Raw genomic sequence first — 15,094 nt, forward strand, 5'->3', positions numbered from 1 at the left:
CTTTCGTCTTTTGGCGATTGCAGCGGGTCAGGCCGTGCAGTCGCGTATAAAACGCTGCAGATAATCATCGAAGATGGCTGGTGTCTCGCGGAAAGGCGCATGCCCTGCCCCGTCGATGACATGGGTTTTGCCTTCCCAGAGATTGCCAAAACGGACTTTCGAGACGAAATCCAGTTCAACAAACGGCTCGTCACGACCGTTGACGACTGCAATCGGGAGTCTTGCTTCGGCAACGATATCGCGCTGGTTGCCACCGGTTCCGGCTGCGAATTTTTCGAACATGATGCGCCGCGCGCGCCCATCCGTACGGGCGACAATCTCAAGCAACTGGTCTTCGAACCGTTCACCGCAGGTACTGCGCGCATAGGATTCGACATCGCGGTCGGAAAATGCCTCCTGCCCGGCAAGTGCCATATCCGGGCCGCTCTTGAACCCCTGCCCCACTTCCTCACGCGCCACAGGGGGCGTGCCGGTAATCATCAGGCCGCGCATGCCGGGAAAGCGTGAAATCATCTCGATGCCGATATGGCCGCCAAGCGACCAGCCGAAAACGACCGCATCCGAAATGCCGAGCTTCGTCAGCACTTCCGTCATCGCGTCGGCATAGCCTTCCATGGAATAGCTGCGATCCGGATCAAGCGCGTTGCCGGACTGGCCGTGGCCTGGCAAATCCGGCGCGATCACCCGCCAGTTTCTACCGATTTCGCCTTCAAGCTGGTGCGCGAAGATGGCGCCAGCGCTGGAATTGCCGTGGATCATCAGCAAGGGCGTTCCGCTGCCCCTGCTTTCACGGATGGCAATGCGACCGTGGCTGGTCTCGACTTCATGGGATTTCATGGTCTCGGGTTTCCCTGTGTGGAGTCTTTTTGGATCAGTCGTAAGAAACCTTGCCGCGGCCCTTCTTGATGTCGGATCGTCCGGACTTGGCCTTGAGGCGGCGTTCGACGGAGCCTTTTGTGGGCTTGGTCTTCTTGCGCGGTGGTGGCGGTGGTTCGGCAGCCTTGGCAATAAGCGCGATCAGCCGCTCGCGCGCGTCCTCGCGGTTGCGCTCCTGGGTGCGGAACCGATTGGCCTCAATCAGAATATCGCCGTCCTTGGTGCCTTTCTGTCCGGCAAGCTTGAAGAGCCGTGACAGGATATCTTCGGGCAGGCCTGCTCTCACGGCATGAAAGCGCAACTGCACGGCAGTCGAAACCTTGTTGACGTTCTGACCGCCCGGCCCGGAGGCACGAATGAAGCTCTCCTCCAGATCGTCGTCACGGATCGTCAGGCGATTTGTGATGCGGATGATGTTCCGGTTCTCTTCCATGACGAGGAGATATACCGCTTTGTATCCCTTATACAAAAGAAAAACCCAGCCTTTCAGCCGGGCTCTCCCTCCTCCTCAGGATGGTAAAAGCATGTCTCCAAAAAGTGGGAACCGGTTTTTGGATAAAGACATGCGTAGAAAAAGCTATTCCGCAGCGATACGGATCGCAGGGGCTGCGTCCTTTACCTCGTGATCGACATGGCTTTCGAACTTCTCGAAATTCGTGACGAACATGTCGACAAGCTTCCTGGCCTGCGCGTCATAGGCAGCCTTGTCGGCCCAGGTCGAGCGCGGATCGAGGATGGACGTGTCGACACCCGGTACTTCGACCGGAACGGCAAAGCCGAAATTCGGATCGATGCGGAATTCGGCATCGTTCAGCGAACCGTCGAGCGCGGCTGCGAGCAGAGCGCGGGTTGCCTTGATCGGCATACGCTTGCCAACGCCGTAAGCGCCGCCAGTCCAGCCGGTATTGACCAGCCAGCAATCGACCTTGTGCTCGGCGATCAGCTTGCGCAGCAGGTTACCGTATTCCGACGGATGGCGCGGCATGAACGGTGCGCCGAAGCAGGTCGAGAAGGTGGCTTCCGGTTCGGTCACGCCCTTTTCGGTGCCAGCAACCTTGGCCGTGTAGCCGGACAGGAAGTGGTACATGGCCTGTGCCGGTGTCAGCTTGGCAATCGGAGGCATCACGCCGAAGGCATCGGCGGTGAGCATGATGATGTTCTTCGGCTGGCCGCCCTTGCCCGTCTTCGATGCATTCGGGATGAAATCGAGCGGATAGGCGCAACGGGTGTTTTCCGTCAGCGAGCCGTCGTCGAAATCCGGCTGGCGGTGTTCGTCGAGAACGACATTTTCCAGCACCGTGCCGAAGCGCTGCGTGGTTGCATAGATTTCCGGTTCCGCTTCGGCGGACAGACGGATGGTCTTGGCGTAGCAGCCGCCTTCGAAGTTGAAGATGCCATGCTCACCCCAGCCATGCTCGTCATCGCCGATCAGCGTACGGGTCGGGTCTGCCGAAAGCGTGGTCTTGCCGGTGCCGGACAAGCCGAAGAAGACGGCGGTGTCGCCGTTCGGGCCTTCATTGGCCGAGCAGTGCATCGGCATCACGCCCTTGGCGGGCAGGATGTAGTTGAGTGCGGTGAAGACCGACTTTTTCATTTCACCGGCATAGGACGTGCCGCCGATCAGCACGATCTTGCGGGTCAGGTCGACCGCAATCACCGTTTCAGTGCGCACGCCGTAGCGGTCTGGATCGGCCTTGAAGGACGGCAGATCGATGATCGTCATTTCCGGTACGTAAGCAGCAAGCGCTTCCTGTTCCGGGCGGATCAGAAGATTGCGGATGAACAGCGAATGCCAGGCATATTCGGTGATGACACGCGCATTGATCTTGTTGTCGGCATCGGCGCCGCCGATCAGATCCTGCACGAAAAGCTCCTTGCCCTTCGTATGATCGATGAAATCGGCATAGAGCAGCTCGAAGGCCTCGCGGCTCATCGGCTTGTTGTTGTCCCACCAGACGTGATCTTCCGTGTCGGCATCGCGCACGACGAACTTGTCTTTCGGCGAACGGCCCGTGTGCTGACCGGTGCGTGCGACAAGCGCACCTTGCGCCGACAGTTCGGCTTCGCCCCGGCGGACGGTTTCCTCATAGAGCCGGGCGGCTCCAAGGTTGTAAAAGACTGCGGAGAGTTCCTTCAGTCCTGAAGTGGCAATGGAAGCGGCCGTGTTGTGAATGCCGGTCTCTCTCATGATGTCTCCGCCATATGGTTTGACAATTGATCGGTCTCTTTTCGCGCCTACCAGATTGATCGCGAAATAGAGGATGGCAGTCAGAAACAGATTAATCGTGGCAATTCAAATATTTAATCGATTTAAAATTTTTGAAATTTTTTTAAATCGTTTAATCTAAGCGTTATGAGCTACGAGATTCGGGAAATCCCGGTCGTGCTGGCATCAACCCCGGTATTAACCAAAGAACGATTCGGCACGTGATGTTTCATGGCTTCTTCTGGCGCCGCCACATTTTGTACCTAATTTGTACTGCACAAGCAGGCACATTATAATAGTATCTATGTTTAATAAGGCGCTCGATCTATAACCCGCCGGTCACTTGGCGGCTGAGCGACGTCACCAGCCGGACCTTCCGGTTGGCTTAGTTGAAGGAGAAAGGTTCGCATGAAGGAAGCCTCGGCAACGCAGACAATTGCGCTGGTCGACGACGACCGCAACATCCTGACCTCCGTGTCCATCGCGCTGGAATCGGAAGGCTATCGGGTCGAAACCTACACCGATGGCGCGTCCGCGCTGGATGGTCTGATGGCGCGTCCGCCCAATCTTGCGATCTTCGATATCAAGATGCCACGCATGGACGGTATGGAGCTTCTGCGCCGTCTGCGCCAGAAATCCGACCTCCCCGTCATTTTCCTCACCTCCAAGGACGACGAGATCGACGAGCTTTTCGGTCTCAAGATGGGTGCGGACGATTTCATTACCAAGCCGTTCTCCCAGCGTCTTCTGGTCGAGCGCGTCAAGGCGGTGCTTCGCCGGGTTGCCGCACGCGACGGCACGGCCAAGCCGACCGGACAGCAGGCGAAATCGCTCGAGCGCGGCCAGCTGGTCATGGATCAGGAGCGCCACACCTGCACCTGGAAGGGCGAACCGGTCACGCTGACGGTCACCGAATTCCTGATCCTTCATTCGCTGGCGCAGCGTCCAGGTGTCGTGAAAAGCCGTGACGCCCTCATGGATGCAGCTTATGATGAGCAGGTCTATGTGGATGATCGTACCATCGACAGCCATATCAAGCGCCTGCGCAAGAAGTTCAAAGCGGTTGACGACGATTTCGAAATGATCGAAACGCTCTATGGCGTCGGCTATCGCTTCCGCGAGGCTTGATAGATAATTACATACCGCCAGTCCATGAGGTCTGGCGGTAGTTTAATGAGAGCAGACAGAGCGACATGGTCGCAGAAACCCGGAACGATGGCCTTGTCGGCCAGAAATCGGATTTGCGCGAACGCAGGGCCCGGCGGCAGCGCTCGGTGTTCTGGCGTCGCTTTTTTGCGCCCCTGCGCAAGTTTCTCGGCCAGTATCTGTTTTCGAGCCTGACGCGCCGTATCCTGTTTCTCAATCTGGCGGCGCTGGCGGTTCTTGTTTCCGGCATTCTCTACATGAATCAGTTCCGCGAGGGACTGATTGATGCGAAGATCGAAAGCCTGCTCACCCAGGGCAAGATCATTGCGGGCGCGATTTCGGCTTCGGCGACCATCGACACCAATTCTCTGATGATCGATCCGGAAAAGCTCCTAGAGCTTCAGGCCGGGCAAAGCCTGACGCCTTCGCCGGATTCACCCGACAACTGGGAGTTTCCGATTAATCCGGAAAAGGTTTCTCCCCTGTTGCGCCGATTGATTTCGCCGACGAGCACGCGGGCGCGAATCTATGATCGCTATGCCAATATGCTGCTCGATTCGCGCGCGCTCTATTCGCCGAGCTTTCCTTCGGCGGGGCCTGTGCTTCGCTATGACCTGCCGCCGATCGAGGAAGAGACACCGACCATTTGGGAACGGGCCGGAACGTGGATTTCGCACCTATTCTATGGTGGAGGTCTGCCGGTCTATCAGGAACAGCCGGGCGGCAATGGCCTCGCTTTTCCGGAAATCGTAAAGGCTCTGGCCGGTTCGCCGCAAACGGCGCAACGGCGCAATGAAAAGGGCGAGCTGGTCGTCTCGGTTGCCGTGCCGATCCAGCGTTCGCGCGCAATATTGGGCGTGCTCCTGCTCTCTACGGAAGGTGACGATATCGACAAGATCGTGCAAGCCGAACGCATGGCGGTTTTCCGCGTGTTCGGCGTCGTGTCGCTGGTCATGGTCATCCTGTCGCTTTTCCTCGCATCGACGATTGCAAGCCCGCTGCGCAAGCTTTCCGCTGCTGCCGACCGTGTTCGCCATGGTGTGAAAAGCCGTGTCGAAATTCCCGATTTCTCCGAACGTCAGGATGAAGTCGGCCATCTTTCCACCTCTATCCGCGAGATGACCGATTCGCTCTATACCCGGATCGAGGCGATCGAAAGCTTTGCCGCCGATGTCAGCCACGAGCTGAAGAACCCCCTCACCTCGCTGCGCAGTGCTGTCGAAACCCTGCCGCTCGCCAAGACCGAAGAATCGCGCAAACGGCTTCTCGATATCATCCAGCACGACGTTCGCCGCCTCGACCGCCTGATTACTGATATTTCTGATGCTTCGCGTCTCGATGCGGAACTTGCGCGCGAACATATCGACCGTGTCGACATGAAGACGCTTCTGACCAATCTGGTGACGGCGGCGCGCGAAGTGCGCCGCAACAAAGTCGGGACGGAAATCGTCTTCAATACCGGCAAGCTGCCTGCCGGAAAGAAGGGCTTCAACGTTGCCGGTCACGATCTGCGTCTCGGTCAGGTGGTGAGCAACCTGATTGAAAATGCCCGTTCTTTCGTGCCCGACGATACCGGGCGTATCGTGGTGTCCCTGAGTGGTGAAGGCAGCCGCGTGCGTGTGCTTGTTGAAGATAATGGTCCGGGCATTCCGATCGAGAATATCGAGCGTATCTTCGAACGTTTCTATACGGATCGTCCGGCGTCGGAGGCATTCGGACAGAATTCCGGCCTCGGTCTTTCGATCAGCCGCCAGATCATCGAGGCCCATGGCGGCACGTTGACGGCAGAGAATATTGTCGATCCGGCAAGGCCCGATCAGTTCAAGGGCGCGCGTTTCATTGTTGATCTTCCTGCAAGCTCATGACCCCTGAAGAGGAAAAAAGCGGACTTCATGCAACGACGCTTCAGGTCCGCGGTCGTGGCGTCATGATCATGGGCCGTTCCGGCGCCGGCAAGACCGAGCTTGCGCTGACACTTGTAGAAAGAGCGCTCCTTCGTGGAGAGGCCGCATCACTGGTCGCCGACGACCGCACGTTGCTTCATGCGGAAAGCGGCAGGCTGATCGCCAGTGTTCCGGCTGCCCTTGCTGGCGGTGTGGAGATTCGCGGTGCGGGGCTTTTCAAGGTTGCTTTTGCAGCGAGCACACTGCTCTATCTTGTCGTCAGGCTTGTGGATCGTGACGAGGCGGAACGCTATCCAAGTGGTGAAATGTGGGAATTCGAGGGTATTTCACTGCCCCGGCTTCTTTTGCCTGCGTTGTCGTCGAATGGCGATTCCAACGCGCTTTCGCGGGCCATCGAGGCAATGTTGTTTTACGAAAAATGGCCGTCGGACGAGGGCTGAATCCGGCTTTGTTACGAATCGATTAATTTTTCACAACGCTGCGGCATTTTGCTTTTTTCATGGCAACGTGGAAATTTTTCACTTGCTATCAAGATTTGCGCTGCCAAGATGCACAACTCGCCGGCGCTTTTCCGGCGTGGTTTCAGTGCCATCTGACACTCTGGCGGGGTGATGCGGCGGGCACGCGACGGGAGCTTTTATAGTATGATCGGACTCGTGCTTGTCACGCACGGAAGGTTGGCCGAAGAGTTTTTGCATGCTGTCGAGCATGTAGTCGGGCCGCAAGACAATTTCGAGACCGTTTGCATCGGTGCCGAAGACGATATGGAACAGCGTCGGCGGGATATCGTTGATGCGGTGGAGCGCGCCGATAATGGCAGCGGGGTTATCATTCTGACCGACATGTTCGGCGGTACACCGTCCAATCTCGCCATTTCCGTCATGAAGGAAGGCAAGGTCGAAGTCATCGCAGGTGTCAATCTGCCGATGCTTATCAAGTTGTCGAGCGTCCGCATCGGGGGCGACATCAAGACAGCTCTGCGCGAGGCGCAGGATGCAGGGCGCAAATATATCAATGTTGCGAGCCAGGTCCTGACAGGAAAGTAATTCATGCATTCCAGCGTGCCCGTTACCGGTGAATACGAACCCGAAACTGCAGTTTCCCGATCCTTCGAGATCGTCAACAAGCGCGGCCTTCATGCCCGCGCTTCGGCCAAGTTCGTGCAACTGGTCGATGGTTACAATGCGCATGTCCGGGTCAGCAAGGATGGCATGACCGTTGGCGGCACGTCGATCATGGGCCTGATGATGCTTGCCGCCTCTCCCGGCTGCTGCATCGATGTCAGCGCCTCGGGCGAACAGGCCGGCGCGGTACTCGATGCCCTGCAGACACTCATCGCCGACAAGTTCGGCGAAGAATGCTGAAGAACAAGACGGCCGCCGCTGTGGGTGATCTCAACGATCCGGTGGCCGTTTTCGATGCGGGGATAGGCAGCTATGCTCTGGTTGAGCTGATCCGGCGCAGCCAGCCACAGCGCGACATCATCTATTTTGCCGATCGGGCCAGTTTTCCTTATGGCGCCAAGAGCCGCGATCAGCTGCTTTCCATCATGCGCCGTACGATTCATTACCTGACGGGCCTTGGCGCCCAAACAATCGTCCTGGCCTCCAATGCGCCTTCAGTCATGGTCCTCGACGTATTGAAAAGTGAGTTTGCCGTACCGGTTTACGGTGTTGCGCCGCCGGTTCGCGCTGCTCTTGCGGCAAGCCGTAGCGGCAAGGTTGCCGTTATGGGTGTGCGTTCGATGATCGAGAGCGAAGAGCTTGCAGGTTTTGTCCGGACACAGACCGATAGGCCGGACAATGTTGCTTTGATCAATGCGTCTGCGATGGTGGAACTGGTGGAAAACGGTGCTTTTCTTCGCCAACCGGATGAGACCGCGCAAAAGGTGGCTACGTTCTGCGATGACATTGCTGCAAGCCATCCGCTCATCGACACGCTGACACTTTCCAGTACCCATCTGCCATGGCTCAGATCGTTTTTCGAAACCGCCCGTCCCGACTGGCAGTTTCTTGACCCGGCAGATGACGTGATTGCTGCACTCCCGCAGCCCGAAGGCGGCTCCGGTCGCACGGTTGCCCTGGTCACGGAAAGCGAAATCTATCCTGTTGCCGAATTTCGCCGCATGCTCGAAATATTGCAGGTCGATCTTCCTTTGACGGTTATCAATCCCGCATTCGACAAACCTGCTTGATATGCACGTATAAAGATTTCTTTATATTGCGTTGTGCTTCCGGCTGCGATCTGCTAGTCAAGGCGGCAGCCGGAGCGCTTTCCCGCATGGAAAGCTGCCCCACATTGGAATGCAATTCCGGCCGCTGATTACATCTTTATCGAGCTGGAACTGCCTTTTATTGGAGCACGCGATGACCGCAAGCCAAGATTTTGTCGTCAAGGATCTTAGCCTGGCCGATTGGGGCCGCAAGGAACTCGATATCGCAGAAACCGAAATGCCGGGCCTGATGGCTGCCCGTGAGGAATTCGGCAAGTCGCAGCCGCTGAAGGGCGCGCGCATTTCCGGATCGCTGCATATGACGATCCAGACCGCCGTTCTGATCGAAACGCTGCAGGTGCTCGGCGCACAGGTCCGCTGGGCCTCCTGCAACATTTTCTCGACGCAGGATCATGCCGCCGCCGCGATTGCCGCAACCGGCACGCCGGTTTTCGCCATCAAGGGTGAAACGCTTGAAGAATACTGGACCTATACCGACCAGATCTTCCAGTGGCCGGATGGCGAGCCATCCAACATGATCCTCGACGATGGTGGCGATGCCACCATGTACATCCTCATCGGCGCGCGTGCCGAAGCAGGCGAGGACGTTCTGTCGACCCCCGGTTCGGAAGAAGAGGAAGTGCTTTTCGCGCAGATCAAGAAGCGTATGGCTGCAACGCCGGGCTTCTTCACGCGCCAGCGCGACGCCATCAAGGGTGTGACGGAAGAAACCACCACCGGCGTCAACCGTCTCTACCAGTTGCAGAAGAAGGGCCTCCTGCCCTTCCCGGCGATCAACGTCAATGACAGCGTCACCAAGTCGAAGTTCGACAACAAATATGGCTGCAAGGAATCGCTCGTTGACGGTATTCGTCGTGGCACCGACGTCATGATGGCGGGCAAGGTTGCTGTCGTGTGCGGTTATGGCGATGTCGGCAAGGGTTCCGCCCAGTCGCTCGCCGGTGCAGGCGCCCGCGTGAAGGTGACCGAAGTCGATCCGATCTGCGCGCTTCAGGCTGCAATGGACGGTTTTGAAGTCGTGACCCTCGACGATGCTGCTTCGACTGCCGATATCATCGTGACCACGACCGGCAACAAGGACGTGATCACCATCGACCATATGCGCAAGTTTAAGGATATGGCGATCGTCGGCAATATCGGTCACTTCGACAATGAAATTCAGGTGGCAGCACTTCGCAACCTGAAATGGACCAATGTGAAGCCGCAGGTCGATCTGATCGAATTCCCGGATGGCAAGCGCATTATCCTGCTTTCCGAAGGCCGCCTGCTCAATCTGGGCAACGCAACCGGCCATCCGAGCTTCGTCATGTCGGCTTCGTTCACCAATCAGGTTCTGGGACAGATCGAGCTGTTTACCCGTACCGACGCCTACAAGAATGAAGTCTATGTGCTGCCGAAACATCTCGACGAGAAGGTCGCGCGCCTGCATCTCGACAAGCTGGGTGCCAAGCTGACTGTGCTTTCTGAGGAACAGGCTGCCTATATCGGCGTCACTCCACAGGGCCCGTTCAAGTCGGAACACTACAGGTATTAACCATACGTTAAGCATTGCACTACATGTTGAGATCGGGCGGTTGACAAACTGCCCGGTCTTTCTTTTTGCGTGCAAGATGCTTCACGTGGATTCGCCGGAAGGGTATTGTGTAGGCGAATCAAGGTGTTTGAGCGGGTGTTTGCGTTGCGCGTTTTTTGCCGGTTGTGGCGGGAAGCGAGAGGACGATTCATCCCCTGAATACCTGAAAACGGGTTGATCATCGTGCACTGTGGCGGCGTGCGTATGGTCGGGCTTTGATGTGTATTGAAGTGTTTTAATACGGTCAGTCTGCCTTCGTGGCGATTTTCATGGCCGGGTGGCGGAGAAAAGGACAACATGCCTGAGTTCGGCGCAACGGGGATTTTGCGGAATGTTTCCGCAATCGTTACTGGCAGGCCACGGCGTCCTGTCGCCCATGTTGCAAAGCCGTTTGCCTGGCTTACTCCGAAAACAGCCCTGATGAAGGCTTCCGTTTCTCTTGCAACGCTTTTCGCTGCAGTGCCCGCTTTTGCGCAAGGTGCGGAATCGGCACGCATCGCCCTGCCCTTTGGTGGCGGCAGCATCGGCGCTTTCGAGGTCATTCAGTTTTCCATGTTCCTCGGCGTGATGGGCGCAGCTCTTCTTTCAGCAGGATGGCTGATCCGCGAACGGTCGCGCGTTGCCGCGGAAAACAAGGAACTGCGCTCGAAATTCGCCGACCTCAATCTTGTCGCCCAGCGCAATGAAGCCCTGCTCAACCTCAAGGATCAGCGCATCGTGGTCTGGGATGGCCACAACACGCGCGCTGAAGTCGTTGGGCTGTTGCCGGATGAAAGTGCTGCCCCGCAGGATCGTTCGACCTTCCTGGCTTTTGGCCGCTGGCTGCGTCCCCAATCGGTCGTGGTACTTGAGCGCGCTATCGGCTTGTTGCGCGAACAGGCGCGGTCTTTCGACCTCACGGTTGAAACCGTCAACGGCACCCTGCTCGACGTGCGCGGACGCACATCGGGCGGCTTTGCGGTGGCGCGTTTCCTCAGCCTGCAAGGCGTGCAGGCGGAACGCGCGGCGCTGCAGGCGCAAAACCGCGAATTTTCTGAGCGTATCGAGCTTTTCCGGCGTCTTCTCGACCGGATCGACCAGCCGGTCTGGACCCGCGACGCCGGTGGCCGCGTCGAATGGGTCAATGCCGCCTATGCGCAGGCGGTCGATATGGCCGACGCAAGCCAGGTCATTTCCGAAAGGCGCGAGCTTTTCGGCGCACAGGCGCGTCAGCGTCTGGAGCGTGACCGCTTTGCCGAGCCTGTCCTGCAGGACCAGCTGACGGCTGTGGTGCACGGTGACCGCCGCCTTTTCAACGTGACGGATGTGAGCGCGGAAGCGGGTTCTATCGGCCTCGGTTTCGACCAGACCGAAGTGCAGGCGATGCGCGAAGAACTGAACCGCACGATGAAGAGCCATGCCGAAACGCTCGATCAGCTTTCGACCGCTGTGGCGATCTTCGATCCCGAGATGAAGCTGCAATTTTTCAATCAGGCTTTTGCCAAGCTGTGGTCGCTCGATACGGCATGGCTGGAATCGCAGCCGAGCAACACGCTGATCCTCGACCGCCTGCGTTCGGAAGGCAAACTTCCGGAACAGCCGGAATGGCGCAAATGGAAGGATTCGGTGCTTTCCGCCTATCGCGCTGTCGAGCCGCAGGAACATATGTGGCATCTGCCGGATACACGGACGATGCGCGTCGTCGCCAATCCGCATCCGCAAGGCGGCGTGACCTGGTTCTTCGAGAACATGACCGAAAAGTTTGAACTTGAAGGTCGTTACAACACCCTCATCAAGGTGCAAGGCGAAACACTCGACCATCTGGCGGAAGCCGTGGCGGTGTTCGGTTCTGATGGCCGTATCCGGCTTTCCAACCCGTCCTTTGCCGATCTTTGGGCGTTGCCGATGCCGCTCATTGTCGAAGGCACGCATATTTCGTCAATTGCCAAGATTTGCGGCGAGCGCGGCGGCAACGGCTTGTGGGATGATTTCGTCTCCACCGTCACCGGCTTCCTCGACAAACGCGATGGGCGCATGGGGCAGGTGGAGCTGGACGACGGCACCATTCTTTCCTTCGCTGTGGTACCGCTGCCGAAGGGCCAGACCATGCTGACCTTTATCGACGTCACCGATACGGTGCGCGTCGAACGGGCGCTCAAGGAAAAGAACGAGGCGCTGGAACTGGCCGACCAGATCAAGAACGATTTCGTCCAGCATGTTTCCTACGAGCTGCGTTCGCCACTGACTAACATCATCGGCTTTACCGAACTGTTGCAGACACCGGCTTTCGGGTCACTCAACGAGCGCCAGATCGAATATCTCGACCATATCAGCACGTCGTCATCGGTATTGCTGACCATCGTCAATGATATTCTCGATCTTGCGACCGTCGATGCAGGCATCATGGAACTGGAGGTCGGGGAAGTTTCCGTCGTGGAAGCGATTTCCGCTGCTGCCTCCCGCGTCGGTGAGCGTATGCGCGATCACGATATCGGGCTCGACATCGACATTGCCGACGATGTGGATGTGTTCAAGGCCGATGCGAACCGCGTCCGTCAGGTACTTTTCAACCTCCTGTCCAACGCCACCAACTATGCGCCGGAAGGCTCCAGCATCCAGCTGCAGGTGGCGCGCGAGGGGTCGGAAGTGGTCTTTGCCGTCCACGATGACGGTCCCGGCATGCCCGGAGAAGTGCTCGACACGGTTTTCAAACGCTTCCAGTCCTATCCGAATGGCGGTCGCCGCCGTGGTGCCGGGCTGGGACTTGCCATCGTCAAGAGCTTTGTCGAGCTGCATGGCGGATCGGTCGATATCGATACGGGTTCCGGTCGTGGAACAACGGTGATTTGCCGTTTTCCGTCGGAAACACGCAGCTTCCGCGTCGCCGCCGAATAAGGTAAAGGGTGCCCATGAGCGCCTCACAATCCAGCATCAGCTATTTCTTGCCCGACGAAGCCGCTACGCAGCGTTTCGGCGAGGATTTCGCCCTCGCCCTGCAGAAGGGCGATCTTGTCACGCTTTCCGGTGATCTGGGAGCGGGAAAATCCTCGCTTGCCCGCGCGATCATCCGGGCCATCGCCGATGATGAGGGACTGGACGTACCAAGTCCGACTTTCACGCTGGTACAAAGTTACGAGACTTTACGCATCCCTGTCGCCCATGCCGATCTTTATCGTATTTCACACGGTGAAGAGCTGGATGAGCTGGGACTACCGGAGTTTCTGGAAGATGGCGTGGTTCTGGCCGAATGGCCGGAGCAGGGCGAGGGTTTCCTGCCCGAACCGTCTTTCGCCGTCACGCTGAGCCATGAAGGGGCAGGGCGGCGCATTGCCGTGTCCGGACCAGTGGCTGCGATCCAGCGGCTGGAACGCAGCCATGCGATACGCACATTTCTTGAAAAAAACGGCCGGGGAGAGTCCACGCGTCGTTATTTCCAGGGAGATGCCGGTCCACGTAGATATGAACTCATCACAAGTGCCTCTGATGGTGTGGAAGTTCTCATGAACGCGCCAGCGATGCCCTATGATCCGCCACTACGTAATGGCAAGTCCTATCGCCAGCTTGCCCATATTGCCGAGAATATTCAGGCTTTTGTGGGAATTGATGGCTTGCTTGCAAAACATGGTTTTCGCGTGCCGCAAATGCGTGCGGTGGATATTGATGCAGGGCTTTTGATCCTTGAGAATCTCGGAACCAAGGGCGTGCGGGCAGCTTCGGGTGAACCTGTCGTGGAACGCTATGAGGCCGCCGGACGCTTTCTGGCGCATCTGCATGGCGTTGCCTGGCCTGACCATGCACCTGTGGCAGGGCATCCCGACCACATCATCGCCGGTTTTGACCGCGATGCGATGATGATCGAGGTCAGCCTCATCGGCCAGTGGTACGCGCCGCGCATGATGGGCAGGCAACTTACAGACGCAGAAAAGCAAGCTTACGAAGCCGCATGGGATGATGTGATCGCCGACATTGCCGATGTTGAGAAGAGCCTGCTCTTGCGCGATTATCATTCGCCCAACCTGTTCTGGTTCCCGGAGGCGGAAGGCAAGGACAAGATCGGTGTTATCGATTTTCAGGATGCGATGATTGGACCGGCAGCTTATGACGTGGCCTCGCTGGCTCTCGATGCGCGTGTGACGATTTCGCCAGAGCTGGAACAGGCTGTTGTCGCCGCCTATTGCGATGAGCGTCGTGCGCTCGGGCATGCGTTCGACGAGGCTTTGTTCCGCAAGGCCTATGCGGCGATGGGCGCACAGCGCAATGCCAAGCTGCTCGGCCTTTTCGTGCGGCTCGATGAGCGTGATGGTAAGCCGGATTACCTAAAACACCTGCCACGCATTCATGACTATCTCGGCCGTGTGCTGAAACATCCGGTCATGGCGCCAGTGGCGGCATGGTTTGAGGAATTGGGATTGATGCAGCAGGAAGAGGCCGCACAATGAAAATGCCTGAAATGGCCCCGAATATGGCTATGGTTCTTGCCGCCGGACTTGGCAAGCGCATGCGTCCCGTCACCGAAACCATTCCGAAGCCGCTGGTCAAGGTAGCGGGCAAGCCCTTGATCGACTGGGGGCTTGATGCAGCGGTGCAGGCAGGCATTGGTACGGTAATCGTCAATGTGCATTATTTAGCCGACCAACTGGAAGAGCATCTGCGTCATCGCAACGATCTGGATATTGTGATTTCGGACGAACGCGAAATGCTGCTCGATTCCGCTGGCGGCATCGTGAAGGCTTTGCCGATACTCGGAGCAGAGCCGTTTTTCATTCTGAATGCCGACACATTCTGGGTAGGCGACGAGAAGACCCCCAATCTGTCAGCGCTCTCCGATGCCTGGGACGCGGAGCGGATGGATATTCTCCTGATGACGGCGCGTCTCGATCAGGAAACCGGTTATGAAGGCAAAGGTGATTTCGTTGCCGACGAAAACGGACATTTGCGCCGTGCACGGGACGTCTCCGGCGAGCCGGTGATCTATGCGGGCGCAGGGATCATCCATCCCCGCATTTTCGCTGACGCCGAGCCGGGTGTGTCCTCACTCAACCGCTATTTCGACGAAGCGATTGCAGCAGATCGCCTTTATGGTATGCCAATGACCGGGCACTGGCTGACCGTCGGAACGCCGGACGCAATCGGCGAGGCGGAGGCGGTACTCACAACATTTGCATGAGGGAGGCAAA

Annotated in this window: 13 protein-coding genes; 10 read left to right on the top strand and 3 right to left on the bottom strand. The window is 57.7% G+C overall.

Annotated elements, in window-relative coordinates:
- Positions 1–27 precede the first annotated feature (27 nt).
- From MKS82_RS13390 to MKS82_RS13400, 3 genes are all read right to left on the bottom strand, one after another.
- Positions 28–837: an alpha/beta fold hydrolase gene (locus MKS82_RS13390; RefSeq protein WP_240578915.1), complete on the bottom strand. Its 810-nt coding sequence runs from the start codon at positions 835–837 to the stop codon at positions 28–30.
- A 34-nt stretch (positions 838–871) separates the two neighbouring features.
- Positions 872–1,309 carry an alternative ribosome rescue aminoacyl-tRNA hydrolase ArfB gene (gene arfB, locus MKS82_RS13395; RefSeq protein ID WP_109987172.1) on the bottom strand — a complete coding sequence of 146 codons (438 nt, stop codon included), beginning with the start codon at positions 1,307–1,309 and terminating at the stop codon, positions 872–874.
- Positions 1,310–1,453: 144 nt separating this feature from the next.
- The gene (locus MKS82_RS13400) at positions 1,454–3,064 is read right to left on the bottom strand and encodes a phosphoenolpyruvate carboxykinase (protein WP_109987018.1); all 1,611 of its coding nucleotides are present in this window, start codon (positions 3,062–3,064) and stop codon (positions 1,454–1,456) included.
- A gap of 426 nt (positions 3,065–3,490) precedes the next feature.
- Here MKS82_RS13400 and MKS82_RS13405 point away from each other — a divergent pair, with 426 nt between their 5' ends.
- The 10 genes from MKS82_RS13405 (at position 3,491) to MKS82_RS13450 (ending at position 15,084) form a co-directional block, all read left to right on the top strand.
- Positions 3,491–4,210 carry a response regulator transcription factor gene (locus tag MKS82_RS13405; protein ID WP_006468074.1) on the top strand — a complete coding sequence of 240 codons (720 nt, stop codon included), beginning with the start codon at positions 3,491–3,493 and terminating at the stop codon, positions 4,208–4,210.
- 65 nt (positions 4,211–4,275) lie between these two features.
- A complete protein-coding gene (locus MKS82_RS13410) occupies positions 4,276–6,093 on the top strand; it encodes a stimulus-sensing domain-containing protein (RefSeq protein WP_109987019.1) in 1,818 nt (605 codons plus the stop codon).
- Positions 6,090–6,572 (top strand): HPr kinase/phosphorylase, encoded by a 483-nt coding sequence (locus tag MKS82_RS13415; protein WP_109987020.1) that lies wholly within the window; start codon positions 6,090–6,092, stop codon positions 6,570–6,572. Before MKS82_RS13410 ends, MKS82_RS13415 begins: the two co-directional genes overlap by 4 nt.
- 204 nt (positions 6,573–6,776) lie before the next feature.
- On the top strand, positions 6,777–7,178 hold the full coding sequence (locus MKS82_RS13420) for a PTS sugar transporter subunit IIA (RefSeq protein ID WP_006472522.1): 402 nt from the start codon (positions 6,777–6,779) through the stop codon (positions 7,176–7,178).
- A gap of 3 nt (positions 7,179–7,181) precedes the next feature.
- Positions 7,182–7,496, top strand: coding sequence for an HPr family phosphocarrier protein (locus MKS82_RS13425; RefSeq protein ID WP_109987021.1), 315 nt, complete (start codon positions 7,182–7,184; stop codon positions 7,494–7,496).
- Positions 7,490–8,326 (top strand): glutamate racemase, encoded by an 837-nt coding sequence (locus tag MKS82_RS13430; protein WP_109987022.1) that lies wholly within the window; start codon positions 7,490–7,492, stop codon positions 8,324–8,326. The genes MKS82_RS13425 and MKS82_RS13430 overlap by 7 nt, the downstream gene beginning before the upstream one ends.
- Before the next feature lie 172 nt (positions 8,327–8,498).
- Positions 8,499–9,899 (top strand): adenosylhomocysteinase, encoded by a 1,401-nt coding sequence (gene ahcY, locus MKS82_RS13435; protein WP_109987023.1) that lies wholly within the window; start codon positions 8,499–8,501, stop codon positions 9,897–9,899.
- A 459-nt stretch (positions 9,900–10,358) separates the two neighbouring features.
- Entirely contained in the window at positions 10,359–12,812 is a 2,454-nt protein-coding gene (locus tag MKS82_RS13440; protein WP_240579032.1) for a sensor histidine kinase, read from the top strand.
- Between the two features lie 14 nt (positions 12,813–12,826).
- On the top strand, positions 12,827–14,356 hold the full coding sequence (gene tsaE / locus MKS82_RS13445; protein ID WP_240578916.1) for a tRNA (adenosine(37)-N6)-threonylcarbamoyltransferase complex ATPase subunit type 1 TsaE: 1,530 nt from the start codon (positions 12,827–12,829) through the stop codon (positions 14,354–14,356).
- Positions 14,353–15,084 (top strand): nucleotidyltransferase family protein, encoded by a 732-nt coding sequence (locus tag MKS82_RS13450; protein ID WP_109987026.1) that lies wholly within the window; start codon positions 14,353–14,355, stop codon positions 15,082–15,084. The genes tsaE and MKS82_RS13450 overlap by 4 nt, the downstream gene beginning before the upstream one ends.
- The last annotated feature ends 10 nt before the right edge of the window (positions 15,085–15,094 follow it).

Origin of the sequence: Ochrobactrum sp. A-1 (genome assembly GCF_022488005.1) — a bacterium.
Classification (GTDB): domain Bacteria; phylum Pseudomonadota; class Alphaproteobacteria; order Rhizobiales; family Rhizobiaceae; genus Brucella.

What these genes read in the sequence shown, in the direction of transcription:
- MKS82_RS13390 (WP_240578915.1), bottom strand. Translation starts at nt 837, where the DNA reads ATGAAATCCCATGAAGTCGAGACCAGCCACGGTCGCATTGCCATCCGT.
- arfB (WP_109987172.1), bottom strand. Translation starts at nt 1,309, where the DNA reads ATGGAAGAGAACCGGAACATCATCCGCATCACAAATCGCCTGACGATC.
- MKS82_RS13400 (WP_109987018.1), bottom strand. Translation starts at nt 3,064, where the DNA reads ATGAGAGAGACCGGCATTCACAACACGGCCGCTTCCATTGCCACTTCA.
- MKS82_RS13405 (WP_006468074.1), top strand. Translation starts at nt 3,491, where the DNA reads ATGAAGGAAGCCTCGGCAACGCAGACAATTGCGCTGGTCGACGACGAC.
- MKS82_RS13410 (WP_109987019.1), top strand. Translation starts at nt 4,276, where the DNA reads ATGGTCGCAGAAACCCGGAACGATGGCCTTGTCGGCCAGAAATCGGAT.
- MKS82_RS13415 (WP_109987020.1), top strand. Translation starts at nt 6,090, where the DNA reads ATGACCCCTGAAGAGGAAAAAAGCGGACTTCATGCAACGACGCTTCAG.
- MKS82_RS13420 (WP_006472522.1), top strand. Translation starts at nt 6,777, where the DNA reads ATGATCGGACTCGTGCTTGTCACGCACGGAAGGTTGGCCGAAGAGTTT.
- MKS82_RS13425 (WP_109987021.1), top strand. Translation starts at nt 7,182, where the DNA reads ATGCATTCCAGCGTGCCCGTTACCGGTGAATACGAACCCGAAACTGCA.
- MKS82_RS13430 (WP_109987022.1), top strand. Translation starts at nt 7,490, where the DNA reads ATGCTGAAGAACAAGACGGCCGCCGCTGTGGGTGATCTCAACGATCCG.
- ahcY (WP_109987023.1), top strand. Translation starts at nt 8,499, where the DNA reads ATGACCGCAAGCCAAGATTTTGTCGTCAAGGATCTTAGCCTGGCCGAT.
- MKS82_RS13440 (WP_240579032.1), top strand. Translation starts at nt 10,359, where the DNA reads ATGAAGGCTTCCGTTTCTCTTGCAACGCTTTTCGCTGCAGTGCCCGCT.
- tsaE (WP_240578916.1), top strand. Translation starts at nt 12,827, where the DNA reads ATGAGCGCCTCACAATCCAGCATCAGCTATTTCTTGCCCGACGAAGCC.
- MKS82_RS13450 (WP_109987026.1), top strand. Translation starts at nt 14,353, where the DNA reads ATGAAAATGCCTGAAATGGCCCCGAATATGGCTATGGTTCTTGCCGCC.